Origin of the sequence: Bacillus sp. AR8-1, from assembly GCF_008042345.1 — a bacterium.
Classification (GTDB): domain Bacteria; phylum Bacillota; class Bacilli; order Bacillales; family Bacillaceae_G; genus Bacillus_A; species Bacillus_A cereus.
The window spans coordinates 215,284-240,316 of sequence record NZ_QNUB01000008.1; the positions used below are offsets into that span (position 1 = coordinate 215,284).

Sequence of the window (25,033 nt, forward strand, 5' to 3'; positions counted from 1 at the left end):
CTCTCCACTTATTACGGAGAGAGTTTAATTCTTCTTAATTATACATTTTTGATATAAAAGTTTGCAAAGCAGCCAAAGCTACCGCCCTATATTACTGAACAATACCACAGCAGTTTTTATATTTTTTACCGCTACCACATTTACATAAATCGTTGCGGCCCACTTGGTCACCTTTTACAACTGGCTTTTTCTTCGCTTCTTCGCCATCGCTAGATGGATGAACAGCTTCACCTTGAACAACTTCTTGACGTTCTAAGTTTTGTTCAATTTCAGCTTTCATAATGTAACGAGAAATTTCCTCTTCAATAGAAGCAACCATTGACTCGAACATCGCGAATCCTTCCATTTGGTACTCACGAAGTGGATCAATTTGACCGTAAGCACGTAAATGAATACCTTCACGAAGGTGATCCATCGCATCAATATGCTCTGTCCATTTCGTATCTACAACGCGGAATACAACAACCTTCTCAAACTCACGCATTTGCTCTTCTGGCATAAGCTTTTCTTTGTCATTATAACGCTCTATTAATTTCGCGATAATCGGTTCGCTCATTTCCTCAGGAGCAAGGCGACGTAATTCTTCTTCTTTTATGTCTCCTTCTTGAAGAAGGTTTGTATTTAAGTAGTCAACAAGACCTTTAATATTCCAATCCTCTTCAATTTCCTCTTGTGTATGAAGCGCAACAGCACGTTCTACTGTAGATTTCATCATACCTTCAATAATGCCACGTAAGTTTTCCGATTCCATTACTTCTTGACGTTGCTTATAAATAACTTCACGTTGCTGACGAAGTACATCATCGTATTGTAATAACTGCTTACGTGCATCATAGTTATTTCCTTCAACACGTTTTTGTGCAGACTCTACCGCACGAGAAACCATTTTACTTTCAATTGGCTGAGAATCATCCATACCAAGACGATCCATCATTGCTTTCATATTATCTGAACCAAATCGGCGCATTAATTCATCTTCCATTGATAAGTAGAACTGCGTCACACCAGGGTCCCCTTGACGACCAGCACGACCACGTAACTGATTATCAATACGACGGCTTTCATGACGTTCTGTACCGATAACTGCTAGACCGAAGATTTTCACATCGTCTCCAAGCTTGATATCTGTACCACGACCAGCCATATTCGTTGCAATCGTTACAGCACCTTTCATACCAGCTTCTGCAATGATATCTGCTTCACGCGCATGGTTTTTCGCATTTAAAATGTTATGACGTACACCTTTACGCGTTAACATTTTTGAAATAAGCTCTGAAGTTTCAATTGCAACTGTACCTACAAGAATAGGTTGCCCTTGTTTATGACGATTCACAATATCCTCAACAACTGCATTGAACTTACCTTCCATTGATTTAAAGATTAAATCGGCACGATCATCACGAATAATCGGTTTGTTTGTTGGAATTACGATAACATTCATATTGTAAATACTACGGAATTCTTCTTCTTCCGTTTTCGCTGTACCAGTCATACCAGATAACTTTTCATACATACGGAAATAGTTCTGGAACGTAATTGTTGCAAGCGTCATACTTTCATTTTGAATTTCTACACCTTCTTTTGCTTCAATCGCTTGGTGCAAACCTTCGCTATAGCGACGACCTTTCATAAGACGACCAGTAAATTGGTCTACAATTACGATTTCGCCTTCTTGTACAACATAATCTGTATCACGGTGCATAACAACGTGTGCACGAAGCGCCTGATTAATATGGTGAAGAAGTGCTACATGTTTTAAATCGAATAAGTTTTCAATATGGAAAGCTTTCTCTGCTTTCGTAATACCATCTTCTGTTAACATTACATTTTTCGTTTTCACATCAAATGAATACTCTTTTTCATTTTCTAACGTACGAACGAATGCATTTGCAAACATGTATAGCTCTGTTGATTTTTGAGCTTGTCCCGAAATAATAAGCGGCGTACGCGCTTCATCGACTAAAATAGAATCGACTTCATCGATAATAGCAAAGTGAAGTGGACGTTGAACGCACTGCTCTTTATATAAAACCATGTTATCACGTAAGTAATCGAATCCAAGCTCATTATTTGTGCTATACGTAATATCAGCAGCATAAGCCTCTTGTTTCTCTTCGCGTGACATACTATTTAAGTTAATTCCTACCGTTAAGCCAAGGAACTCATGAAGTTGTCCCATTTCGTTCGCATCACGTTGTGCTAAGTATTCATTGACTGTAACAACGTGAACACCTTTTCCTGTTAAAGCATTTAAATATACAGGTAATGTAGATGTTAACGTTTTACCTTCACCCGTTTTCATCTCAGAAATATTCCCTTCATGTAAGGCAATACCACCCATTAACTGTACGCCATATGGACGCATTCCAAGAACACGAGTTGCCGCTTCGCGAACAACTGCAAAAGCTTCAGGTAGTAGATCATCTACTGTTTCACCTTTTGTTAGACGTTCTTTAAATTCAAGCGTCTTTCCTTTTAATTGTTCATCAGTTAGTGGCTTAATAGATGACTCTAATGCATCAATTTGCTCAACTGTCTTTTGCATACGTTTAATTTGGCGTTGGTTTACATCAAACACCTTTTTTAAAATACCGATCATAGGAAATACGCTCCTCTTTTATTAAAATAAAACTTCCGATTGTTTTTCTTTTTCTCTATTACAATCAGTCGTTGTAAAAATCAAATGTATGTTATGCCAATTTTTCTCCTAATTAAAAAAACTAAAATGTATATACCTAATGATAATTGTAACACTTGTCTTATAACTATGACAACAATCGGCCGAATGTCGGGCCTTATATTCAAAAAAAGTTTTCATTTCATTTGTTCTAACAAACTAACATGCCTTTTCTCCATCCCTCTATTGCAAATTTCGTATTAAATATCCCCCTTTAAAAGAGGATAATCGAAGGAAATCTATTAGTTTTAAATGAACAATTACAAAAAGCCGGAAATTCCGCAGGTGCAGCATCCATAGATACTTACACCTGCGAAACAACTCCGACTTTAAACGATACTGTTATGTTGCAAGATCTACTCAACCACAGCAAAAAACACCCTTAAAATATATCTGGATCAATCACGAATTTTATTAATTTATTGGTATTTCTAATTCATGATATTTCCCTTTCTTATCCTTCATAAAAGAAATAAATTTCACCTTAGTTGATTCATTTGAAAAGTTTTTATAATTTTTATAAGGGTCATCTCCTATAAAATAATTTGTCCCTATATATCCTCGTACTGTTTTACCAGCAGGTATTACAGGATCAAACTGATATTGTTTAGGTAACTCCATTGCATACGGAATTACATTATAAAACTCTCCTATTTTAGAATAAAACAATGTATCGGAAATAGACTCATTACTAAGCAAGTTAATATCCCGATTTGTTGTATTTGTAATATTTAAAGGTAAAACATACGTCACTACTTCACGGTCTTCATAAGGATCATAAACTTTTGTAGGATCAAGAGGATCAAGAGCATGAAACGTAACTCCTTGTCCATCTTCAAAAGTTCTATTAGATAAAAATTCATCTTTTACCACTTTATAAGATTCATTATTTAGATTTAATGTTTTAAATCTAAATAAACTAGCAAATATACATAGCAACAGACACAATCCAATGATTATTAAGACATGATTTCTTGTCACTCTTAATCTACCAACTTTCCATTATTAACATGTACAATGCGATCTACTATACCGTTATCCAGGACATGCACATCATGACTAGCTACTATAATAGTCGTTCCTTTAGATTTTTCTACTTCCAAAATATCTAAAACATCTTTTATCCCATCACTATCTAAAGCATTAGTTGGCTCGTCTAATAACAATAGTGTTGGTTGTTCCATTAAAGCTTGCGCTATCCCTAAACGTTGTTTCATACCTAAAGAGTATCTTTTATACTTTCTCTTATCTGTTTTATCAAGTCCAACCCTCTGAATAATATTATAAATTTCCTCATCAGAAATTTTATTATTAATCGATGATAAAAATTTCAAGTTCTGAAAACCAGTATACCCTGGAATAAAACTTGGATATTCAATCAATATCCCCATAGAATCAGGGAATTGCTTTTGTTTTCCAATCATTTCATTATCTATATAAACAACTCCAGAATTCAAACGCATTAATCCTGATATAGCACGTAAAATCATTGTTTTACCAGAGCCATTATGCCCCTTCAAAACTAAAAATTCGCCTTTTTTTACTGACAAATTAATATTATCTAACACAATATTTCCTTTTAATCTTTTCGTCATACATTCACATTTAATATAATTGTCCATAAATTATTCACCTATCACATCTAGTTTTTTAAAACAAAAACTACCTAATAAAATCATTACAACAACAATTACTACTCCTATTAGAAGTAAATCATTCCATTGAATAGATTGATTATTACCTAAAGTCAATTGAATTGAACTGTGATCAACAAAATACCAACGATTTGGCATAACAAAAGAGCCTAAAAAATAAATACTATGAAAGAAAATAGACAAAAACAGGTACAACAACATTAGTACAAAAACAATAGTTATTGGTATATAAAACGTTAAAAACTCAAAAACCAAAGCTAATAAAAAGCTTATAATTATTTGAATTAGCATAGTACCTAATATCTTATAAGGAAATTGACTATATAAATTTAAAAAATTATCCTCTCCTAAAGAAAGCAAATAGTAAGCGCTAAACCAAATAAAATACATACCAATCCAAATAATAATTATATAAAAAAACAAAGATAATATTTTCGTTAACCACAGAAAATGCTTCTTCTTAACACGAGGAAGTAAATAAACACCATTCTGTTGAATATCTGAAAAAGCAAAATTCCCTACAAGCAACAAAGGAGTGATTTGAAAGAATACCCAATAAAAAGGGATAGAAAATCGCCCCTCCTTATAAAAATAAGATAAATCCACAAAGTCTACTCCATGAAAAAATCGATAAAAGGTAACATCTACTAATACAGATTCTTTACCATTACTAAGAGGCTGATTGTATAAAAAAGCAATTGCAATAATAGCGTAAATTAAGAATAAAAAAGCCATTATCTTGATGGAATCTCGAAACCTTACATGTAAATCTCTTTTTAACAAATAATATAAGATCATAATGTAAACTAGATCACCTCTGTCTCATCATTCATAGAAATATAACTTTTTTTAGATAAAATCCATACACTTATAAAAAAGATAAAAAAACAGCCAAATAAGCGTATAAATAAACCAGTAGCATCTTCAAACACATTTATATAAAAAGCATTTGTAAATAAAAATCCATGTAATATAAATCTATCTAGTAAAACAGCAGTGATCATACATATTATTACAAGTAAACTAGGTAAAAATAATTGCAATAAAGCACTTATCATACATATAAAAACATTCGCAAATAATTGAATACAAAATAATAATGGATAATTTACATCAACACTAGTTACAGCCATCATATTTGACATCAAAAACAACTGTAAAATCATACTCCCAGCGAAAAAACAAACAAAAACGAATAGTTTCAAATAATATATAGAAACTAATTTCATTGCATTATTCACTCGATAAACTACATAAACACTAAAAAAATTCGACATAGAATATACAGAAAAAACGATGGTTAAAGGAATAAATATAGTCGACAAATTATAAAACGACATAACTTTATACAAAGTTTCTAATTCGTTCATTTTTTCTTTTACAATGCCCTGTTCAAAATAATTGAACAAGCAACCAATGATACTAACATTAAGTAAAAAAAGAATACTTAACCAAACGTACTTCATCCTTATAGTTTCTTTCATTGCATTATAAAAGAACATGCTTCCTACTCCCCCGTAAATAAAGAACTACAGAACAAAACCAAATACATAACAGGACACTAAGAAAAATTTGCAATTCAAAAAAACCGAAGTCTTTAATTAAATAATCTTTAGGATAGAGAATCCCCCTCCCAATACCAAGCCAAACAATATGTAAAACAAATGGAACTAAATAAATAAAATAAACTCGTTTTATAAAAAACGAAATTGATAAAGCCAAACTCGAAAATACCGCACCGTATAAACTATTTAAAAATACATACATTAGAAAATATAAAGTAGGATACTCATAATAAACCGTATTAAATTGAGCTGTTGGTGAAACAGTAGCCGCCATATAATTTAATATCGGATGCGGAGCAACTGTCGGATAAGTCATCGCATATAAATAAAAATGAAATAGTAAAGGGACACTTATAATAAAAAAAGATACTATAAAATTAATACAATAAAGTAATCTAAAATAATGACGCGTTCCCATCTTAGAAATGACAGGATAAATAAATCCATAATTTTTATCAATTCTATAAATCCCAGCTACAGCCATTGCAGAAATCATAGGAAATATAAGTAGATAAAATTCACTATAAAATGGTAATCTATTAAAATGTAAAATGTTAGATAAATATGGAGATACCTTTATAATCCCAGCATCATTAAATCCTTTCGTTGTTACACACATAGCAATATATTGAGCAATGACAATTACTAACATAATAAATACAGACAACCAAAACATCCTACCTTTTAAAATCCTTCCTAAAAAGTAACTCATCTACAACTCCTCCATAAACCATTAATGAAATTTAAATCTTTTTTAATATGAAAAGTTGATCCGCAACACCATAACATTTATTTTCTTTATTTAACCAAATGTAACGAAAAGAAACATTTGCTCTCTCTCCTTCAAATTTAGGAAACTCAACTTCATACTGATAAACATCGTTTGTACCTTTTCTTTTTACACTCTTAACTTCTTGTTTCCACTGAATTATTTTTCCATCAATTTGTTCAATCCGTCCCAAAAGATACGTTGGTTTTTTCTTATTCGTCACACCCGTTAAAAAAACATAATAATTTTCTGGTATAACTCCTGACTTTAATTTTTTATTTGAAAGCTTATCCTCTATTAAGCTATCATTTCTTTCTATTTGACCTTGAAAGAAATCATGACCATTTTCACTTTTTAAAAACACTTGTTCAACAATAGTATTTTTCTTAATTTCTTGTAACTGAATACTTTTCAAATTATCTTTTTCCGTTAAAGTATCTTCAATATTTACAATCGGTTCATCTACTTTCTTTTGACAAGAAACTAAGAAACTAATACTCAATATAAAAAAACAAACTAAAATATATCTTGAGATAAACCTCATTACAACTCCTCCTATTTTAAAAATGAAATAGCAGGAAAAGCCGTATAATCAAGACTCGGAACTATACGACTTTTTCTAGTACTACACAATAAATAATTTCAATTTATAATTTCTAAATCAATATTCAGTGTAAGGTCCACTCGGTCTTACACTATCAGGACTCCAAGCAGTAGGATAAGCATTATTTTCTCTAGAATAACCACCAAATCTCACAGGTACATTTTTTCCATAGTTTTCATATGCGTAATTTTGGAAAAGATACGTTTTACCTGGTTTCACCGTTCCTTCATGCTTACTCGACTCACCTGAAACATTTACCCAATCTCTATTACCTTTACCTTTATTTTTATCAGCTTCTGTCCAAACGTTAAAAGAACCACCGCCCTTCTCACTACTCTTTACACGCATATACATAGAAGTAGGTGTCTCTTTAGGACGTGCATTAGTAAAATCATATGCATTCCAAAGTCTAAAGGTAAATTCTACATGATCATCCTTTGTATCAGCCTTAGCAGGTTCGGTTAAAGCAAAAGTACTAGCTAAAATACCTAACGATAAAACAGATCCAAACATAAAACGACTTTTTTTCTTAATGCTCACTAAAAGCACCTCCGATAATTTGTAGCATTATATCGATTTTATTTTTTTACTAAAGAAACAAAGTAAATCTATATAATGCAATTTAAAGATAACAAAAGCAAAATACACTATCAATTGATTCCAGAAAACTTAATATTTTATTTACAATTATAAAATATTGTTAAATTAAACAAAATTAGTATACTCCTAACAAGTACATACTTATGGAGATAATCACATTCAAAATCTCAATACAAAAAAGCGCAGCCATTTCGGCTGCGCTTTTGAATTATTATTTAGTTTCGATTAAACCGTATTTCCCATCTTTACGGCCATATACAACATTAGTTTCATTTGTATCAGCATTTGTGAAGACGAAGAAATTATGTCCTAGCATATCCATTTGTAGGATCGCTTCTTCAACGTCCATCGGTTTTAAATCGAATCGTTTTGTACGTACAAGTTCTAATTCATCCTCTTCTACCGCATCCAGAACAGCTACTGCTTCTGGAAGGATAAAGTTCGTTTTCACAGAACCTTTCTCACGTAACTTACGATTTACCTTTGTTTTATGTTTACGAATTTGTCGCTCAAGTTTATCAACTACTAAATCGATAGCAGCGTACATATCGCTATTAGTTTCTTCTGCACGAAGTAATAAATCAGTAAATGGTATTGTTACCTCGACACGTTGCTTGTCAGAGTATACTTTTAAATTAACTTTAATCTCTGGGAATGTATCAAAATAACGCTCTAACTTACTTAGTTTTTTCTCTACATATTCCTTTAATGCTGGAGTTACTTCAATATTTTCACCACGAATGTTGAATTTCATAGATGAATTCCTCCTTTCAAGCCTATGTACTATAATTTCGACACTGGCTTAAAAACTCCTTCTAACTTTTTTAAAAAAATTAGTGGAATTGCGATTTTTTTATCGTTTTTTGTTGAAATGAAAAGATGCATCGTTTCTATCTTTATTTTATCCTATTAACATCGTGAATAACGAATATAACTGTGGACAATTCGTTACAGAAAAGAAACAACTTTTTGACAACTTACCCTATAACAAAAAACCCCTTGCGAAAAACAAGAGGTTCTACTACATATATATAACGTTGCCACAAACGCAGCTTTCTCTTCCCAAAACAATATCCCCTACAGTTTCACAACATTAGCTGCTTGTGGTCCACGTGCTCCATCTACAATGTCAAACTCTACTTGTTGCCCTTCTTCTAATGACTTATACCCATCTTGTTGAATAGCAGAAAAATGGACAAATACATCGTCACCATCTTCACGCTCAATAAACCCAAATCCCTTTTCTGCATTGAACCATTTCACTCTTCCTTGCATGTTCATTCCATTCCCTTCACTCTAAAAATCAGGGCATTCGCCCCATATTTTGACTATAACGAATGACAACATATGAAGTCAAAGAAGACTTATCGCCTTTTTATTATCCCTTTCGACACTGCCATATTAACTTCTACAAAGTGTCAAACTAGATACTTCCCTTGCCCCTCTTTCATATAACAAACTTCCGATTTGCCTAACTGTAATTCCAGTCGTATACACATCATCAACGAGTAAAATATGTTGCCCAGAAAACATCTCTTCTCCCTGAAAATAAAAAGGATTGCTTCCTGACACCCTTTCTTTACGTGTCTTCTTACTTTGCTTTTCTGTTTCCCTTCTTCTTAATGATGGATAAGAAATTTTGACAGGTAAACAAGTTGCTAATAACTCAGCTTGATTAAAACCACGTTCAACTTCCCTTTCCTTACTAAGCGGAACAGCGATAACGGTTGAACCATTAGCAAAATACTTTTGAAATAAACTTCGAAAAGGACGATAAAAAATGCGCACTAACTCTGCATCCCCCCGAAACTTAAACTGCGCTACTATTTCTTTCATCTCATCATCATACATATATAACGAACGGTTTTTAAAAGAACGATACTTCGCCTCTTTCATCCACCTTAGACAATCTATACAAATACCGTCTTCTTGAAATGAGGCAGGAACATATTCTAAAGGCCGCCCACACTCCATGCAAATTTCTCCTATAATATAGGAAAGTTTCTGCTCACATCTATCACATATATATTTTCTATGACACTTTACAAAAAAATTGTACCAACTAACCGTTTCTACAAAACACTCATCACAAAGTAAACAATGCATTAATCGATCAATCCTTGTTCTTTCGCATTTTTATTCATACCTTGAATATGTTTTTTCGCGCGCACCATCGCCTCTGTCTTACCATAGTGAAAATAAACGACCTCTCCATACGGTGCTTCAAAGCTCCGCCCTGCTCGGCCCGCAATTTGTACGAGTGCACTTTCTGAGAATATTTCTTCTTCCGCCCCTAAAACCGCTACTTGCAAATTTTTTACTGTTACGCCTCGCTCTAAAATTGTCGTTGTAACTAATAATGGGATTTCTCCTTTTCTGAAAGCCGCTACTTTTTCTTTTCTACCCGGATCTTCTGCATGTACACCTTCAATTCGCTTGTTGAATGACTTTAACAACAGGCTTATCTCTTCTATATATCGCACATGGGGGACAAATAAAAAAATAGGATATTTTTTATTTAAGTACGTTTGTAACCACTGTAGTAAAACTCGAGGAATTCTTTTATGAATGAGGCTTTTTTTCCAATTCCCGCACCAACAAAATAAAGGAACTGGCAAAGGATGACGGTGATATCGTCCAGAAACAATAACACCTTTTTGTTCACCTCTTCTAAATTTTCGCTTCCACGTTTCATCTGGAGTCGCAGTTAAATAAATACGCGCCGCTCTTTCTTTCATCGCTTGTTTTACCGCGTACTGTAACATTTGATCTGCACAATATGGAAAAGCATCTATCTCATCTACAACCATGACATGAAACGCCCTATAATAACGCAATAATTGATGCGTGGTTGCAACGACTAGTACTGCATCTTTTTCTTTATCCACACTCCCTCCATATAAAGCCGCTACCTTTATATATGGAAATACTTCTTGTAATCTCGGTGCTAATTCCAGAACAACATCCGTTCTCGGCGTTGCGATACAAACTCTTTCTCCTTTTTGAAGCGCTTCGTTAATACCGTAAAACAACATCTCTGTTTTCCCAGCCCCGCATACAGCCCAAATAAAAAATGATTCTTTTCGCTTAATAGCCTCTATAACTCCTTGCGCCGCCAAATTCTGACCAGTAGACAACGTTCCGCTCCACCGTAACAAGTTTAAATTCTTTTCTCTCTTTCTTTCAGCAATCCCGCGAACAAGTAAAGCACATTCACTTACCCTCCCCATCGTTATACACTTCCGGCAATATGTGCACACTTTACTGCATCTTTTACATAAAAACGACGCAAATAGCCGCTGTTCTATATTTCCACAGCGCTGACATACATATTTAGAAGCCTTCTTTTTTACACCTTGTACACAGACGACCTCTCCCTTCTTTTTCAAATCATTTAATTCCCTCTGTAAATCTGAAGAAAGTTCGTCTAATAGCAACTGTTTCCCCGGTAGCATCGACAATCACCTCCAAGCACTACTATAAACCCTTCTTCAAATCCCGTAAAAACTCAAAAAAGCCGATAACCTACTTATAAAATAGTAAGCTATCGACTTTATACACGTTTTTTATTCTTTTATAAATCCTAGAATCGACCGTAACCTAAGAAATGTTTTTGGTTATATGAGCTGTTAATATCACCGTACGCAATTCCTTTATCACTAGCATGAATCATTTGGCCATTACCAACGTAAATACCGATGTGAGATGGACCTGCTTTATAAGTACCTTGGAAGAATACTAAGTCTCCTGGTTGTGGGCTATCTACTTTAGAAACTGAGTTCCAGTAACCTCTAACGTCTTGACGACCTACACCAAAGATGTAAGAAATGAATCCACTACAATCAAAACCACCGTTTGATGGAGATGCACTTCCCCAAACATAAGGCATACCTAAGTATTGCTTTGCCTTACCAATTACGCCCGGAGCCGGATTTGGATCGGGTGTTGGTGTTGGCTTTTGCTCTTCTTTTTTAGGTGCTTCTTTCTTAGGCTCTTCTTTTTTTGGTTCTTCTTTTTTAGGCTCTTCTTTTTGAGCTTGTCCACCATTGTTTGCTGGTGCAGCTTGCTCTGCAGGTGCTTGTGCTGACTGAGCTTGCGCAGCTTTAGCAGCTTGCTCTGCTTGTTTTTGAGCAGCAGCTTCTTGTGCAGCTTTTGCTTGTGCTTCTTCTTCTGCAATGCGTTGTAATTGTAGCGCTTGTTTCTCAAGCTCTTTCAATTGACCTTCCGTACTTGTCATTGAAGTTACAACTGTATCCATTTTACCGCTTAAATCGTTTACCGCTGTTGCTTTTTTCTCTTTTTCAGCGTCAAGTTCTTTCTTAGCAGTTTCAATTTGAGCTTGTGCTTCTTTTAATTCTTTTTGTTTCTCTTTTACCGTTGCAACATCTTTTTTCACACTAGCTTGGTCTTCTTGTTGTGTTTTCATGATATCTTCATCAGACTCAAGAATTTTAGAAACAGAAGTTAAACGATCAACTAAATCTGCAACGTTTTTAGAGTTTACAAGAACTTCTGTTACAACGTTCGTATTTGGCTGTTCTTGAAGTGCAACTAAACGCTTTCTTAATAACTCTTCACGTTTTGCAATCTTCGTTTGTAATTCTGCAATATCTTTATTTTTCTTTTCAATTAATTGCTCAGTATCAGAAACTTTTTTCGTTGTTTCATCAAGCTTTGCAGCATTCTCTTGAACAGACTTATCTAAACCTTGAATTGTTTTGTTTAAGTCATTCATTTGTTTTTGTAATTCATCACGTTCTTGTTGTTGTTTATGTAAAGTGTCATTTTGTGTATTAATTTGTGATTTCACGTCAGAAATTTTATCTTCTGCAAATACATTTGGTGTTAGCCCTGAAAACATTAACCCTGCAACTAATGCGCAAGATGCCATTTTTAGCTTTTTCATTTTATTTTTTACACCGCTTTCTTTTTTCTTTTTCCGTATATAACCTATAAAATTTATACCATAATTCGGGATTTTTTTTGCTAATGTTACGTTTTTGTAAAACAAATGTAATATTATATGTAGCTCTAGCGCAAAATTCGTATATTTTTGTATGTGTGTGTAGAAATTTGCATACTTTTCTTACTTCTATAAACAAAGAAAAAACGTAAGGAATCCCTTACGTTTTATTAAATATACGAATACAAATGAAATGCTACTTCATCCATTTCTCAGCCCAATTTTGGACCTCATCCATAACACTTTCTAACGCTTTTCCCTTGTCAGTTAAGCCATACTCGATTCGAACTGGTACTTCTGGATAGACATTACGAACTACAATGCCCTCGCTTTCCAATTCCTTCAAACGCTCTGACAACATACGATCGCTCATATTTGGGATAATATCTGCGATTTCTCTAAAACGTTTCGACTCTTCAAGCAAAGATTTAATAATTAAGCCAGTCCACTTCTTACTAAGCAGAGTAAAAGCTGACTCAAACTTTGGACATAAACAAGAATTATGCTCCATATGTTTCACCTCTCTTCTATTATAATATAGTTTCTTGTAAAAAGTAAGTTATAAAACTTTCCTCATTATTTTATTTTACGTACATTTTACCATTTCCAAATATTAACTTGTCAACTAAACGTAACATACCCGTAAAAAAACCCTCTTAAAAAGAGAGCTTTTTATATCTTTATTACTTCGTATACCATCCAAGACCTAATGCACCTTCACCTAAGTGCGTACCAATTACAGCTCCAAAATAACCTGTACGAATTGTGACGTGAGGATATTTTGCTTCTAATTCTTTCTTCCATTCATTCGCTTCCTCTTCACGTTGCGCATGAATGATAACTGCTTCCATAGGTACACCTTTACTTGCTTGCTCATCAAAAATTTCAATGATACGTTTTAATGCTTTTTTACGTGTACGAATCTTTTCAAACGGAATAATGATTTTATCTCTAAAATATAAAACTGGCTTCACTTGTAACAGACTGCCGATGAAAGCTTGCGCGCTATTTAATCGACCACCACGTTGTAAATGATGTAAATCATCAACTACAAAATAGGCGTCCATCGTTTTCTTCATTTCATCAAAACGAGCAATAATCTCTTTTGGACTCTTTCCTTCACTTGCTAACCTTGCACCTTCACGCACATAAAATCCTTGTACTTCACAACTAATTTCAGAGTCATACGTGTATACATCAATACCCTCTACCATCTGTCCAGCTGTCGTTGATGTTTGATATGTACCACTAATTCCACTTGATAGGTGAATACTAATAACTGCATCATAATCTTTAGCTAGTTCTTCATATAGCTCAACAAACTTTCCGATTGCTGGTTGAGAAGTTTTTGGAAGTTCCTCTTGTTCACGTACTTTCACATAAAAATCATCTGCTGAAATTTCAGCTTCTTCTTGATAAGATTCTGTTCCAAACACAACGTTTAATGGAATCATATATATATTGAGTTCATCACGGATTTGCTTCGGTATATATGCTGTACTATCAGTAACAATAGCTATTTTCATTTTCGTACCTGCCTTATAAAAAGTTTTATTTCCTAATTTTACACGAAAACTACAAATGGTGCATCCATACAGGGAAATGCCGGTTGAAATTATACTCACCATCTCGACAAATTACAACAAAAAGATAAAATACTCACCAAAAACTTCAGCCTATTTAGAAAAAATGTTTGAATATAAAAAGGCTCGCTTTTAAAATGGAAAGTACTAGTCATTTTGATAGATAGGGGCGTATACAAGTGCTATTACAATATTTAACAATCAAAGACTACGGCGAACACGAAATCGTCATTCAAAAATCAAGATTTATTTGTTATATTAGCCGAGCAACGACTGAGGAAGAGGCTCAAGAATTTATACAAAAAATAAAAAAACAGCATTGGAATGCAACACATAATTGTTCCGCTTATTTAATTGGCGAACAAGATCATATTCAAAAAGCAAATGATGACGGCGAGCCTAGCGGTACAGCTGGCGTACCAATGCTAGAAGTACTAAAAAAACGTGGGCTAAAAGATACCGTCGTTGTCGTAACACGCTATTTTGGTGGCATTAAACTTGGCGCAGGTGGATTAATTCGTGCATATGGAAAGTGTACAAGCGAAGGCATTAATCATGTCGGTGTTGTCCAGCGAAAACTAATGCGTGTGATGCAAACCGAGATTGATTACACATTACTTGGCAAAGTAGAAAATGAATTACGTAATTCAAAATATGCCATTAAAGATATACATTATCTAGAAAATGTCACATTTGATACTTATGTAGAAGAAGACGGCAAACAAGCATTTACAAATTGGATGATTGAATTAACAAACGGGAAATGTACAATTACAGAAGGAGATATGTTGTACTTAGAACAAGATGTTATCTAAGCATAACTCTTTTATCACCTTCAAAGATTAATGTAGTGAATTACTTCCCTACAAATGAACTAACGAACTAAGGAGATTATATATGGAAGAACGTTATTATCATCTCCAAAATAGCAGAATAAAAAAGAAGCGAAGAAGGAAACTTTTCTTCTTCCTTATTTTCGCATTTTTATTTGGCAGCATAGGAGTTTATGTGTTAAATTCTTACTCTTCTCTTATGGGGATGTATAGTGGTTTTACTCGTGAAAAATCGGATTTAAGAAACAAAGATGTAGAAATTACAAAGGAACCTTTTACAATTCTCATTATGGGTATAGAAGATTATGCGACAGACGGTCAAAATGGTCGTACAGACTCATTAATGTTTGCAACAGTCAATCCGAAAACTCAAAAGATTTCACTTATGAGTATTCCTCGTGATTCTCGAGTTAAAATTGTTGGTAAAAATAAGGAAGACAAAATTAACGCTGCCCATGCTTACGGCGGAGAAGAAATGGCAATCAAAACTGTCGAAGGCTTTCTAAAAGTTCCTGTAGACCATTATCTTAAAATTGATTTCCAAGGCTTTAAAGGTATCGTTGATGCTGTCGGCGGCGTTACGGTTGACGTACCCTTCGATTTCTGGGAGCGCTCTGACGTAGATTACTACAAAAAAATTCAATTTAAGCAAGGACAGCAAAACTTAAACGGTGAAGAAGCACTTGCTTACGTCCGTATGCGAAAACAAGATCCAAATGGCGATTATGGTCGAGCTGCTAGACAAAGACAATTACTAGCCGCTGTTGCCCAAAAGTTAAACTCCACCTCTACTGTATTTAAAATTAAAGATTTAACAGCTGTCGTTGGAAAATATATAAAAACCGACATTCCTATTTCAGACGGACTTGCTCTTTACAATAAACTTTCTGGATTTGATCCTTCTACAATGCAAACGTTAAAGCTTGAAGGCGAAGACAAAAAGATAGGCGGTATTTATTACTTCCTTCCAGATCCAATCAGTGTAGAAACGGTGCGTAACGAAATTGAAAAAGAATTAGGGGAAAAAGCAAAAAATCCAACTACAAAAAACAACTCAAATCCTGATTCAAATTCAAGTTCTAATTCTAATTCTAACGAACAAGCAAAAAAAGAAACAAACCAAAATAAAACACCAACTGATCCGCCACCTTCTACAAATGCTCATGCAGAGTGGATTATGCGCAATCAGCCGTAACAAAAAGGCCCAATCTATCCGATTGGGCCTTTTTTATTTACTTATTAAAGTGTTGTAAAATCGCTTCTACAATGCGCTCTGATGCACGACCATCACCGTAAGGGTTAGATGCTTTCGCCATCTTATCATGAGCTTCTTTATCTGATAACAACTCATCTGCAAGACCAAAGATTGTCTCTTCGTCTGTTCCTGCTAATTTCAGCGTACCTGCTTCAATACCTTCAGGGCGCTCTGTTGTATCACGAAGAACAAGAACTGGTACCCCAAGTGATGGAGCTTCTTCTTGTACACCACCAGAATCCGTTAACATTAAGTATGAACGAGCTGCAACATTGTGGAAATCAATTACATCTAGCGGCTCAATTAAATGAATACGATTATGTTCACCTAAAATTTCATTTGCTATTTCACGAACAACAGGGTTCATATGAACAGGGTACACAACTTGTACATCTTCATGCTTATCAACAAGACGCTTAATTGCACGGAACATATTACGCATAGGTTCACCTAAGTTTTCACGACGGTGAGCTGTCATAAGTACAAGACGATCATTTCCAAGTTTCTCTAGTACAGGATGACTATATGTTTCTTTTACAGTCGTTTGCAGCGCGTCAATCGCTGTATTTCCTGTGATGAAAATACGTGACTCATCTTTATTTTCCTTCTGTAAGTTCGTTGCTGATTTTGCTGTTGGTGAGAAATGAAGATCCGCCATTACACCTGTTAATTGACGATTCATCTCTTCTGGGTATGGAGAATACTTATCCCACGTACGAAGGCCCGCCTCAACATGACCTACTGGAATTTGATTATAAAAAGCAGCTAAGCTTGCAATAAATGTTGTTGTTGTATCACCATGTACAAGTACAATATCCGGCTTCGCTTCTTTCATTACTTTATCCAAACCTTCTAAACCGCGCGTTGTAACATCAATTAAAGTTTGGCGGTCTTTCATGATATTTAAATCGAAATCTGGCGTAATTCCAAAGATATTTAATACTTGATCTAACATTTGGCGATGTTGTGCTGTTACAGTCACAATCGATTTAATTTTTTCTGGGTGTTTTTGCAACTCTAATACAAGAGGTGCCATTTTAATTGCTTCTGGACGTGTCCCGAAAATTGTCATTACTTTTAAACGTTCAGTCATGTGATTGCCTCTTTTCTTTCACTAATTACAGCTTCTATTATGACATATAAAAATATGGATGAGTACATCCCTTTTTAACGCATAACAGAAACTTTTCTATTACAAATACTTTTTCTGCCCACCGAGTAATAATCTATCTTTTGTTTCTTAACATCTTCATCAGTATAACAATTTCTCCCATCGAATAAAATAGGCTCTCTCATAAGTTGTACGTACTTTTCTAACGGGTACACTCGAATAGCTTCCCATTCTGTTACGATAAAAACCGCACTCGCATCTCTAATCGATTCATCTATACATCTACTATATTGTATAGCATCTCCAAATATATTTTTCACATATTGAATTGCTTTTGGGTCGTACAGAACAATTTCTGCACCTATATTAAGTAATGCTTCTATTATAATAAGAGATGATGCCTCTCTAATATCATCCGTATTCGGTTTAAAGGATGCGCCAAGAACTGCAATCCGCTTTTTATTCATGTTCATGACTTTTTTCGCTTTTTCAATCAATAGCAGCTGTTGCTTATTATTTACTTCAATAACCGCTTTTAACAAACGAAAATCATGAGCAACATTTCCCGCAATTTGCACCAGTGCTTTCGTATCTTTCGGGAAACATGATCCCCCATATCCAATGCCCGCATTTAAAAAAGATGCACCAATTCTCTTATCCATTCCCATCCCTTTGGCAACATCCAATACATTTGCGCCTACCTTCTCACATATATTTGAAATTTCATTAATGAAACTAATCTTTGTAGCTAAAAAGGCATTCGATGCGTATTTAATCATCTCTGCACTTTTAATATCTGTAACATACGTTTCTAAGCATAATTGGCTATACAAACTCTCTACTCTTCTTGCTACTTCCTCACTATCCGCTCCAATTACAATACGATCTCCATGAAAGAAATCATAAATACCTGAACCTTCACGCAAAAACTCTGGATTCGATACGATATGTACTGTATGCCTCCCTTTTAAATTCCCCTCAATCCATCCCTTCATTACATCATTTGTACCTACTGGAACTGTACTTTTCGTAACAACAATAATATCGTTTGTCGCATATAATCCAATATCGTTACAAGCACTCTGAATATACGTTAAATCCGCCGTCCCATCTAATAAAGATGGTGTTCCAACTGCAATAAATATAAACTCTACATCATCAAATGCCTCTTCTTTATTTGATGTAAAAGTTAAAGCATTATTCTCATATGCATAATTTATTAATTCATGTAATCTAACCTCATAAATAGGTAAATCCCCTTGTTTTATCCGTTCAATTTTTTCATCATCTATATCAAAACATGTAACTGAATGCCCCAACTTTGCCAATCCTACTCCTGTAATCAATCCAACATATCCAGTACCTATTATCGTAATTTTCATTTCCTTTTCGCACAGGAATTTACAATAGAAAAGATATGAAATACAGAATTCTCCCTGTGCTTCCCCCTCTCACATTAAAAATGAGAAAACCCTTTTCCTTCTTCATTATATGAATTACTTCCCTCATTCTTTTTAAAGTTTTTGTAAAATTAAATGCACTATAATATAAAGTGAAACTTTAATCAGTGGGGCTTTTACGGGCAGTTGATCCCCACCTAACTTCTTTGCTTCGCTGAATTTTGAGGTGGGGGTCTTACTGCCCGTTAATGCGGGATAAAGTAAAACTTTAATTAGTAGGAATGGGGCTACTAGTTGACGCGAGATAAATTCCCACATTTTAACATGAAACTTACTCATTTCTACGTGTAACACTTATAATACTGAACTAAAAGTATTCACTATCGAAGAAAAAAGGAAATGTCATATTCCAAAGTCCAGTACGATTAACCTTCTCATATGATGCAACATTCTATATACAATTGTCATATATTCTATCCGCTTCCATTAACCGTAAAGAGAAAAAAAGATTGAATTCTAATCTTTTTGTGATACCATATGTTATGAGCCTGTAAATAAACATCATAATTTTCAGATAAATATATTTTCAAAAAAAAAAAAAAACTACGTTAGAATATAAAGGGTGGGGTATTAATGGACTCACAAGTGATTTATGCCATTTTGGCATCTTTCATCACTGTACTCGTCGTTACTCCTTTAGTTATTAAATTAGCTTTTAAAATAGGAGCGACAGATAAGCCAAACGCACGTAAAGTGCACCAAAAGATTATGCCACGTCTTGGCGGGTTAGCAATATTTATTGGTGTAGCTGTAGGATTTGTTGTCGGCGGCTTATATGAGCAAAGAATGTTATCGATAACACTAGGTGCGATTATCATTGTAATCATCGGAATTTTAGATGATATGTACGAGTTATCTGCGAAAGTAAAATTCGGTGGACAACTGTTAGTTGCCATTATGATTGTAAAAAGTGGATTATTAGTGCAAGTATTATATATCCCATTCCTTGGGGATACTGAACTTGGATGGCTTGCTTATCCAATTACAGTATTTTGGCTTGTAGGTATTACGAATGCAATCAACTTAATTGACGGCTTAGATGGATTATCTGCTGGTATTTCATCTATCGTACTTGCAACGCTAGCATATATGGCCTTCACTAGCCCATGGGGTACTGGAACAGCTATTATCTTGCCACTCGCATTAATTATATTAGCAAGTACAATTGGATTTTTATTCTTCAACTTCCATCCAGCAAAAATTTTCATGGGAGATACAGGAGCACTATTTTTAGGATACTGTATTTCTGTTATATCGTTACTTGGATTATACAAAAGTGTAACGTTATTCAGTTTTATCGTTCCAATTATCATTTTAGGTGTACCTATATTTGATACGATATTTGCAATCATCCGTCGTATCGTAAATAAAAAACCTATTTCAGCACCAGATAAATCGCATTTACATCACCGCTTACTTGCAATGGGATTCTCTCATCGTAAAACGGTACTAATTATATACGCATTCGGTATTTTCTTTAGTGTAAATGCCATTATTTTTACTAGTGCAACGTTATGGTTATCCATTATTCTTCTTTTCGCTTTGATTTTCTTCACAGAAATCATTGCTGAAATAATCGGTCTTGTACATGAACGTTACAAACCACTTATTTCCTTTTATAAAAAAGTGAAAAAACGCGAAGACTAATTGTAGTATAGCCTTTACCATTATGAAATATTCAAATAGCATCCTTTAGGATGCTATTTTTTATTCCTTATTTTATATTTCCAAAATATAGATTGTTTGAGAGTTCCTCTATTGGAGAAAGATATACATAATAAGAAAAGTATCAAGTTTTTTTACATCTTGATTGTCAAACTGAGGGTGAATGTTATGATCAAGCGAGTATTTCAATGTATTATTTTATTCTTAACAATTACTATGTACGCATCATCTAATACTGAAGCAACAACCGTTATTCCTGCTGAACATCATCCAAATACTGAAACAACTTCTCCTACACAAAAAATTGCGTACTTAACATTTGATGACGGTCCAAACAAATATACTACACAAATTTTAAACATCTTAAAAGAAAAGAACGGAAAAGCAACTTTCTTTGTTATTGGCGGAAAAGTGCCGCATTACAGAAAAACGATGCAACGATTAATTAAAGAAGGACATTATATCGGGCTCCATAGCATGTCACATGATGTAAAACGCCTTTACACTGGTGACCCTTCCACTTTAATTGCAGAAATGGAACAAACACAAAGCATTGTCCAGCAAGTTACGAAATTAAATACACATCTCGTTCGCGTTCCATATGGTAGTATGCCTTACTTAAAAAAGAATTACCGTGACGCACTTGTATCAGCCCAGTATAAAATGTGGGATTGGACGATCGATACTTATGACTGGAAAAGCTATGATAATCCTTCTGCCATACTCGAAAGAGTGCGTAATCAAAGTGATGAACAAGTCGAAGTTATTTTAATGCATGATTCGAGTGTGACCGTACAAATACTGCCAAAAGTAATTGATTATTTACAGTCACAAGGATACAAACTTCTTCCCTATAATCCATCTTCTCATCTCGAGGTAAATTTTTGGAAAGACACAAGATTGTAACAGCTTTAGTACTTCTAGACTAAAGCTGTTTTATTTTTCTCTTCCCACCCTTCCCATTTTTGTGTAAACTTTTAAATAGTGATGAAGTTTCGAGGTGAATGGAAATGAAACGAATAGATCTCATTTTTAATGCAATACAAGAAGGAAATTATACAGAAGGTGTAACCGCATCAGAACTCGCTACATTTCTACAACTAGATCGCGCCAATGTAAGTAGCGACTTAAACAAACTTGTAAAAGATAAACGGTTATTAAAAACAAATACGCGACCTGTTCGTTTTTACATAGAAACGAACACTTCGTTGGAAACGCATTCAAAAGACATAACTTCATTAGATACATTTGCAATTGAAAATACGAGCCTTAAAATCGCAATTGAAAAAGCGAAAGCTTCTATTCTCTACCCTCCAAACGGTATGCATACTTTACTACTGGGAGAAACAGGGGTCGGAAAATCTATGTTTGCTTCTTTAATGCACGAATATGCAATTGAAGTTGAACAGCTTCCCAAAAATGCACCATTTATCGTCTTTAACTGTGCTGATTACGCAAACAATCCACAACTACTACTTGGACAGTTATTTGGGATTAAAAAAGGAGCTTACACAGGAGCAAGTGATCAAAAAGGGTTAATTGAAAAAGCACATGAAGGAATTCTTTTCTTAGATGAAGTACATCGCCTACCTCCAGAGGGACAAGAAATGCTTTTCACCTTTATTGACCGCGGAGTGTACCGCCGCCTTGGAGAAACAGAGAACGAACGTAAAGCACAAGTATTAATCATTACTGCAACAACAGAAGAACCAAATTCCTTTTTATTAAAAACATTTACAAGACGTATACCGATGACTGTTACGCTGCCACCACTTCGTGAGCGTACACATAAAGAGCGCTTTGCTTTACTACAGCTATTTTTCACAAATGAAGCAATTCGTCTGCGAAAAGACATTCACGTTAGCCCAAATGCAATGCGTGCTTTCGTCTTTTACAATTGTCCCAATAACATTGGTCAATTAAAAACAGATGTTCAAATTGCCTGTGCGAAAGCCTATTCTGATTTGGTCACAAAGAAACGTGATTCTGTCTATGTTTCAAGTACAGATTTACCTTGGTATATGAAAGAAGGGTTGTTCATTGAAAGGAAGAGCCGTCACTTATACCAAATACCAAATGAAACATTTGTATTTACAGGTGAGGAAGGTTGGAGTAATCATAAAACAGAAGATGAAAAACGATCTTCTATTTACGATTATATTGACTATAAATACGAAGAACTTCAAGCACGTGGTATTGAAGAGGAAGAATTAGAATTACTAATAGAAAATGATGTTCAAAGCTTTTTCGTACAATATTTTAACCAAATATCAAAAAAAACAAGCCATGAAAATGTTTTTAAAATTGTGGATCGTAATATCGTTTCCGTATGTGAAAAAATAGCGGAACTTGCTGAAAAGCATTTATCTAAGACGTTTGATGAAAAAGTATTTCTCGCTTTAAGTTTACATGTACAGACAACTCTACAACGTTTACAAAGCGGAAAACAAATACATCACCCACAATTAAATCAAATTCGTACGAAATATAAAGAAGCTTTTTCCGTAGCTATGCAATGCATTCAACTACTGGAGGAAGAATTACAAATAACAATGCCTATTGATGAAGCTGGCTTTTTAACAATGTTCTTCGTTGTTGATCCAATTCCTGCCTCACAAACCGAAGTAAAAGTATTAATATTAGCACACGGTAATGGCATCGCAACTGAAATGGCAAACGTTGCAAACGAACTTCTCGGCATTGAGGAAGTAACCGGTATTGATATGCCGTTACACGAATCACCGAAAGATTTCTTAGAGCGTGTGAAAGTTTATATGAAAACACTCCAAAATGTAAATGGGCTTCTTTTACTTGTTGATATGGGGTCACTTGCTTATATCGGTGACATATTAGAAACGGAATTCAAAATTCCTGTACGTGTTCTCTCGATGACGAGCACACCACATGCACTAGAAGCAGCTCGAAAAGCTCAGCTCGGTTATTCATTAGATGCGCTATATGAAACAGTAAAAAATTTAACACCGTTTTACTTAAACGTACAAGAAGAAAAGAAAAAACCTCTCTCTCCAATGAAATCTGTTATTTTAACAGCTTGTTTAACTGGTGAAGGAAGTGCTTTAGCTATTCAAAAAATGTTAGAGAACTATTTACGATTTGATAAAGACTTAATTGAAATTATTCCGATTAGTATCGTCCATGAAAAAGATTTAACGAAAATGATCGAGAACATAAAAAAAGAGCGTAACATCATTTGTATCGTTACGAATTTCGATGTGCAAGTACCATGCTTAACATATCATTTCCAAGACATCGTAAACTACACAGCGATTCAGCCCATTCAAGAATTAATTACGTATGAAGAAACATATGCAAAAATGGCGGATATTCTTGAACAACAAATGCAGCGTAACGATGGGGCATTACTTATTAAAACAATTCGTTACGCATTAAATACAATTCAGGAATTAATTTCCTTACAGCTAACTCCTGATAGCTTAATGGGTGTTATTCTGCATATGAGCTGTATGGTTGACCGTCTTCAAAAAGGAGAAAGCCTTCTTCCTCACCCTGATAAAGAGAAAAGAAGACAAGATGAATACTGGATGTATATGAAAGTAAAAAAAGCATTGCAACCAATTGAAAATACATTTGAAATACAAATACCAGATGACGAAGTATTTTACGTTATGGACTTCTTTATTAAAAATCAACCTGTGAAAAATTAATCGAGGCAGTTTTTAAAAATATCGACCGTAACGCGAGTTATATCAGCGATTATTGAAATATATCGGCGTAACGCGAGTTATATCAGCGATTTTCAAAATATATCGATTTACCGACAATAATCGCTAAAACTAGCACCTTATATAATGAGAAAAGGCTGTTCCAACATATGGACAGCCTTTTCCTCTACTTCTTTACTTTTCTAACTCGCCCTCTTATTTCTCCTCTTTTTTGTGATTTCGTATGGACATTAACATATACATTTGCTTGAATAATTTCTTGAAGTAAATGTACAAATGATTTCCCTTGTAAAGGTCCCTCAAAATCCTCCACATTCACTACACCAGTAATACTTCCCTCGTTCAAGCTAATCCCTTGCTCCAGTGGACCATACAAATATAAAACAACAGGACCAATTTGAGTAGACTTCCCTAAATGAATTTGACACGATGTAACCTTTTCTATATTTTTTAGTATTACTCTGTAATGCAATTTCGTTAAATCATCACTAAAAATAAACTCTGCTACCCCAAAAGCTTCTGTATTTACAGGAGGCACTTCCCTCTTACCTGTTAACCTGGCAAAGAAATGTGTTGTCATAAGGCATTC

23 protein-coding genes are annotated in these 25,033 nt (G+C 34.4%); 5 read left to right on the forward strand and 18 right to left on the reverse strand.

The features are described 5' to 3' along the window. Window positions 1–91: 91 nt before the first annotated feature. The 15 genes from secA to DN400_RS04905 form a co-directional block, all read right to left on the reverse strand. Window positions 92–2,599 carry a preprotein translocase subunit SecA gene (gene secA, locus DN400_RS04835; protein ID WP_000579372.1) on the reverse strand — a complete coding sequence of 836 codons (2,508 nt, stop codon included), beginning with the start codon at window positions 2,597–2,599 and terminating at the stop codon, window positions 92–94. Between the two features lie 492 nt (window positions 2,600–3,091). After that, window positions 3,092–3,619, reverse strand: a complete 528-nt coding sequence (locus DN400_RS04840) for a hypothetical protein (RefSeq protein ID WP_029948375.1) — start codon at window positions 3,617–3,619, stop codon at window positions 3,092–3,094. 41 nt (window positions 3,620–3,660) lie between these two features. Next, window positions 3,661–4,299: an ATP-binding cassette domain-containing protein gene (locus DN400_RS04845; protein WP_065229560.1), complete on the reverse strand. Its 639-nt coding sequence runs from the start codon at window positions 4,297–4,299 to the stop codon at window positions 3,661–3,663. Window positions 4,300–4,302: 3 nt separating this feature from the next. Further along, a complete protein-coding gene (locus tag DN400_RS04850; RefSeq protein ID WP_072940198.1) occupies window positions 4,303–5,067 on the reverse strand; it encodes a hypothetical protein in 765 nt (254 codons plus the stop codon). Between the two features lie 71 nt (window positions 5,068–5,138). Beyond that, entirely contained in the window at window positions 5,139–5,834 is a 696-nt protein-coding gene (locus tag DN400_RS04855) for a hypothetical protein (protein ID WP_097945702.1), read from the reverse strand. Further along, window positions 5,821–6,609, reverse strand: coding sequence for a hypothetical protein (locus tag DN400_RS04860; protein WP_071713843.1), 789 nt, complete (start codon window positions 6,607–6,609; stop codon window positions 5,821–5,823). The genes DN400_RS04855 and DN400_RS04860 overlap by 14 nt, the downstream gene beginning before the upstream one ends. A 31-nt stretch (window positions 6,610–6,640) precedes the next feature. After that, window positions 6,641–7,210, reverse strand: coding sequence for a hypothetical protein (locus DN400_RS04865; protein WP_001211060.1), 570 nt, complete (start codon window positions 7,208–7,210; stop codon window positions 6,641–6,643). Window positions 7,211–7,327: 117 nt separating this feature from the next. Continuing rightward, window positions 7,328–7,810 carry a hypothetical protein gene (locus DN400_RS04870; protein ID WP_065229562.1) on the reverse strand — a complete coding sequence of 161 codons (483 nt, stop codon included), beginning with the start codon at window positions 7,808–7,810 and terminating at the stop codon, window positions 7,328–7,330. 271 nt (window positions 7,811–8,081) lie between these two features. Then, window positions 8,082–8,624 (reverse strand): ribosome hibernation-promoting factor, HPF/YfiA family, encoded by a 543-nt coding sequence (gene hpf, locus DN400_RS04875; RefSeq protein ID WP_000671193.1) that lies wholly within the window; start codon window positions 8,622–8,624, stop codon window positions 8,082–8,084. Window positions 8,625–8,947: 323 nt separating this feature from the next. Continuing rightward, window positions 8,948–9,145 (reverse strand): cold shock protein CspC, encoded by a 198-nt coding sequence (gene cspC, locus DN400_RS04880; protein ID WP_001990088.1) that lies wholly within the window; start codon window positions 9,143–9,145, stop codon window positions 8,948–8,950. A gap of 126 nt (window positions 9,146–9,271) precedes the next feature. Then, a complete protein-coding gene (locus DN400_RS04885; RefSeq protein ID WP_097913006.1) occupies window positions 9,272–9,976 on the reverse strand; it encodes a ComF family protein in 705 nt (234 codons plus the stop codon). Beyond that, entirely contained in the window at window positions 9,976–11,325 is a 1,350-nt protein-coding gene (comFA, locus tag DN400_RS04890) for an ATP-dependent helicase ComFA (protein WP_098236338.1), read from the reverse strand. Before comFA ends, DN400_RS04885 begins: the two co-directional genes overlap by 1 nt. A gap of 128 nt (window positions 11,326–11,453) precedes the next feature. After that, window positions 11,454–12,881, reverse strand: a complete 1,428-nt coding sequence (locus DN400_RS04895; protein WP_141505363.1) for a C40 family peptidase — start codon at window positions 12,879–12,881, stop codon at window positions 11,454–11,456. Between the two features lie 148 nt (window positions 12,882–13,029). Then, window positions 13,030–13,344, reverse strand: coding sequence for a winged helix-turn-helix transcriptional regulator (locus DN400_RS04900; RefSeq protein WP_000400857.1), 315 nt, complete (start codon window positions 13,342–13,344; stop codon window positions 13,030–13,032). Between the two features lie 172 nt (window positions 13,345–13,516). After that, window positions 13,517–14,359, reverse strand: a complete 843-nt coding sequence (locus tag DN400_RS04905; protein ID WP_000684727.1) for a DegV family protein — start codon at window positions 14,357–14,359, stop codon at window positions 13,517–13,519. Between the two features lie 236 nt (window positions 14,360–14,595). Here DN400_RS04905 and DN400_RS04910 point away from each other — a divergent pair, with 236 nt between their 5' ends. Both DN400_RS04910 and DN400_RS04915 read left to right on the forward strand, forming a co-directional pair. After that, on the forward strand, window positions 14,596–15,231 hold the full coding sequence (locus DN400_RS04910) for a YigZ family protein (protein WP_000926670.1): 636 nt from the start codon (window positions 14,596–14,598) through the stop codon (window positions 15,229–15,231). Between the two features lie 82 nt (window positions 15,232–15,313). After that, complete coding sequence (locus DN400_RS04915) at window positions 15,314–16,444, forward strand: LCP family protein (RefSeq protein WP_000392801.1); 1,131 nt, start codon at window positions 15,314–15,316, stop codon at window positions 16,442–16,444. A 37-nt stretch (window positions 16,445–16,481) separates the two neighbouring features. Here the strand turns inward: DN400_RS04915 and wecB are convergent, their stop codons facing one another. Together wecB and DN400_RS04925 are read right to left on the reverse strand one after the other, a co-directional pair. Continuing rightward, window positions 16,482–17,597: a non-hydrolyzing UDP-N-acetylglucosamine 2-epimerase gene (gene wecB / locus DN400_RS04920; protein ID WP_147801564.1), complete on the reverse strand. Its 1,116-nt coding sequence runs from the start codon at window positions 17,595–17,597 to the stop codon at window positions 16,482–16,484. Between the two features lie 74 nt (window positions 17,598–17,671). Next, window positions 17,672–18,997, reverse strand: coding sequence for a UDP-glucose dehydrogenase family protein (locus tag DN400_RS04925; RefSeq protein WP_097913010.1), 1,326 nt, complete (start codon window positions 18,995–18,997; stop codon window positions 17,672–17,674). Window positions 18,998–19,648: 651 nt separating this feature from the next. Here DN400_RS04925 and DN400_RS04930 point away from each other — a divergent pair. The 3 genes from DN400_RS04930 to DN400_RS04940 all read left to right on the forward strand — a co-directional run bounded on the left by DN400_RS04930 (window position 19,649) and on the right by DN400_RS04940 (window position 24,426). Beyond that, window positions 19,649–20,722 (forward strand): glycosyltransferase family 4 protein, encoded by a 1,074-nt coding sequence (locus DN400_RS04930; protein WP_000378306.1) that lies wholly within the window; start codon window positions 19,649–19,651, stop codon window positions 20,720–20,722. A gap of 186 nt (window positions 20,723–20,908) precedes the next feature. Next, on the forward strand, window positions 20,909–21,646 hold the full coding sequence (locus DN400_RS04935) for a polysaccharide deacetylase family protein (protein ID WP_016513232.1): 738 nt from the start codon (window positions 20,909–20,911) through the stop codon (window positions 21,644–21,646). Between the two features lie 104 nt (window positions 21,647–21,750). Next, window positions 21,751–24,426: a sigma-54-dependent transcriptional regulator gene (locus DN400_RS04940; RefSeq protein ID WP_000820950.1), complete on the forward strand. Its 2,676-nt coding sequence runs from the start codon at window positions 21,751–21,753 to the stop codon at window positions 24,424–24,426. A 184-nt stretch (window positions 24,427–24,610) separates the two neighbouring features. Here DN400_RS04940 and exsM read toward each other — a convergent pair whose 3' ends face one another. Then, on the reverse strand, window positions 24,611–25,024 hold the full coding sequence (exsM, locus tag DN400_RS04945; RefSeq protein WP_000207046.1) for an exosporium regulatory protein ExsM: 414 nt from the start codon (window positions 25,022–25,024) through the stop codon (window positions 24,611–24,613). Window positions 25,025–25,033 lie beyond the last annotated feature (9 nt).

Bases quoted from the DNA above. Each gene is read 5' to 3' on its own strand.
- secA (WP_000579372.1), bottom strand. From the start codon at position 2,599: ATGATCGGTATTTTAAAAAAGGTGTTTGATGTAAACCAACGCCAAATT.
- DN400_RS04845 (WP_065229560.1), bottom strand. From the start codon at position 4,299: ATGGACAATTATATTAAATGTGAATGTATGACGAAAAGATTAAAAGGA.
- DN400_RS04850 (WP_072940198.1), bottom strand. From the start codon at position 5,067: ATGGCTTTTTTATTCTTAATTTACGCTATTATTGCAATTGCTTTTTTA.
- DN400_RS04855 (WP_097945702.1), bottom strand. From the start codon at position 5,834: ATGTTCTTTTATAATGCAATGAAAGAAACTATAAGGATGAAGTACGTT.
- DN400_RS04860 (WP_071713843.1), bottom strand. From the start codon at position 6,609: ATGAGTTACTTTTTAGGAAGGATTTTAAAAGGTAGGATGTTTTGGTTG.
- DN400_RS04865 (WP_001211060.1), bottom strand. From the start codon at position 7,210: ATGAGGTTTATCTCAAGATATATTTTAGTTTGTTTTTTTATATTGAGT.
- hpf (WP_000671193.1), bottom strand. From the start codon at position 8,624: ATGAAATTCAACATTCGTGGTGAAAATATTGAAGTAACTCCAGCATTA.
- cspC (WP_001990088.1), bottom strand. From the start codon at position 9,145: ATGCAAGGAAGAGTGAAATGGTTCAATGCAGAAAAGGGATTTGGGTTT.
- DN400_RS04885 (WP_097913006.1), bottom strand. From the start codon at position 9,976: ATGCATTGTTTACTTTGTGATGAGTGTTTTGTAGAAACGGTTAGTTGG.
- comFA (WP_098236338.1), bottom strand. From the start codon at position 11,325: ATGCTACCGGGGAAACAGTTGCTATTAGACGAACTTTCTTCAGATTTA.
- DN400_RS04900 (WP_000400857.1), bottom strand. From the start codon at position 13,344: ATGGAGCATAATTCTTGTTTATGTCCAAAGTTTGAGTCAGCTTTTACT.
- DN400_RS04905 (WP_000684727.1), bottom strand. From the start codon at position 14,359: ATGAAAATAGCTATTGTTACTGATAGTACAGCATATATACCGAAGCAA.
- DN400_RS04915 (WP_000392801.1), top strand. From the start codon at position 15,314: ATGGAAGAACGTTATTATCATCTCCAAAATAGCAGAATAAAAAAGAAG.
- wecB (WP_147801564.1), bottom strand. From the start codon at position 17,597: ATGACTGAACGTTTAAAAGTAATGACAATTTTCGGGACACGTCCAGAA.
- DN400_RS04925 (WP_097913010.1), bottom strand. From the start codon at position 18,997: ATGAAAATTACGATAATAGGTACTGGATATGTTGGATTGATTACAGGA.
- DN400_RS04930 (WP_000378306.1), top strand. From the start codon at position 19,649: ATGGACTCACAAGTGATTTATGCCATTTTGGCATCTTTCATCACTGTA.
- DN400_RS04935 (WP_016513232.1), top strand. From the start codon at position 20,909: ATGATCAAGCGAGTATTTCAATGTATTATTTTATTCTTAACAATTACT.
- DN400_RS04940 (WP_000820950.1), top strand. From the start codon at position 21,751: ATGAAACGAATAGATCTCATTTTTAATGCAATACAAGAAGGAAATTAT.
- exsM (WP_000207046.1), bottom strand. From the start codon at position 25,024: ATGACAACACATTTCTTTGCCAGGTTAACAGGTAAGAGGGAAGTGCCT.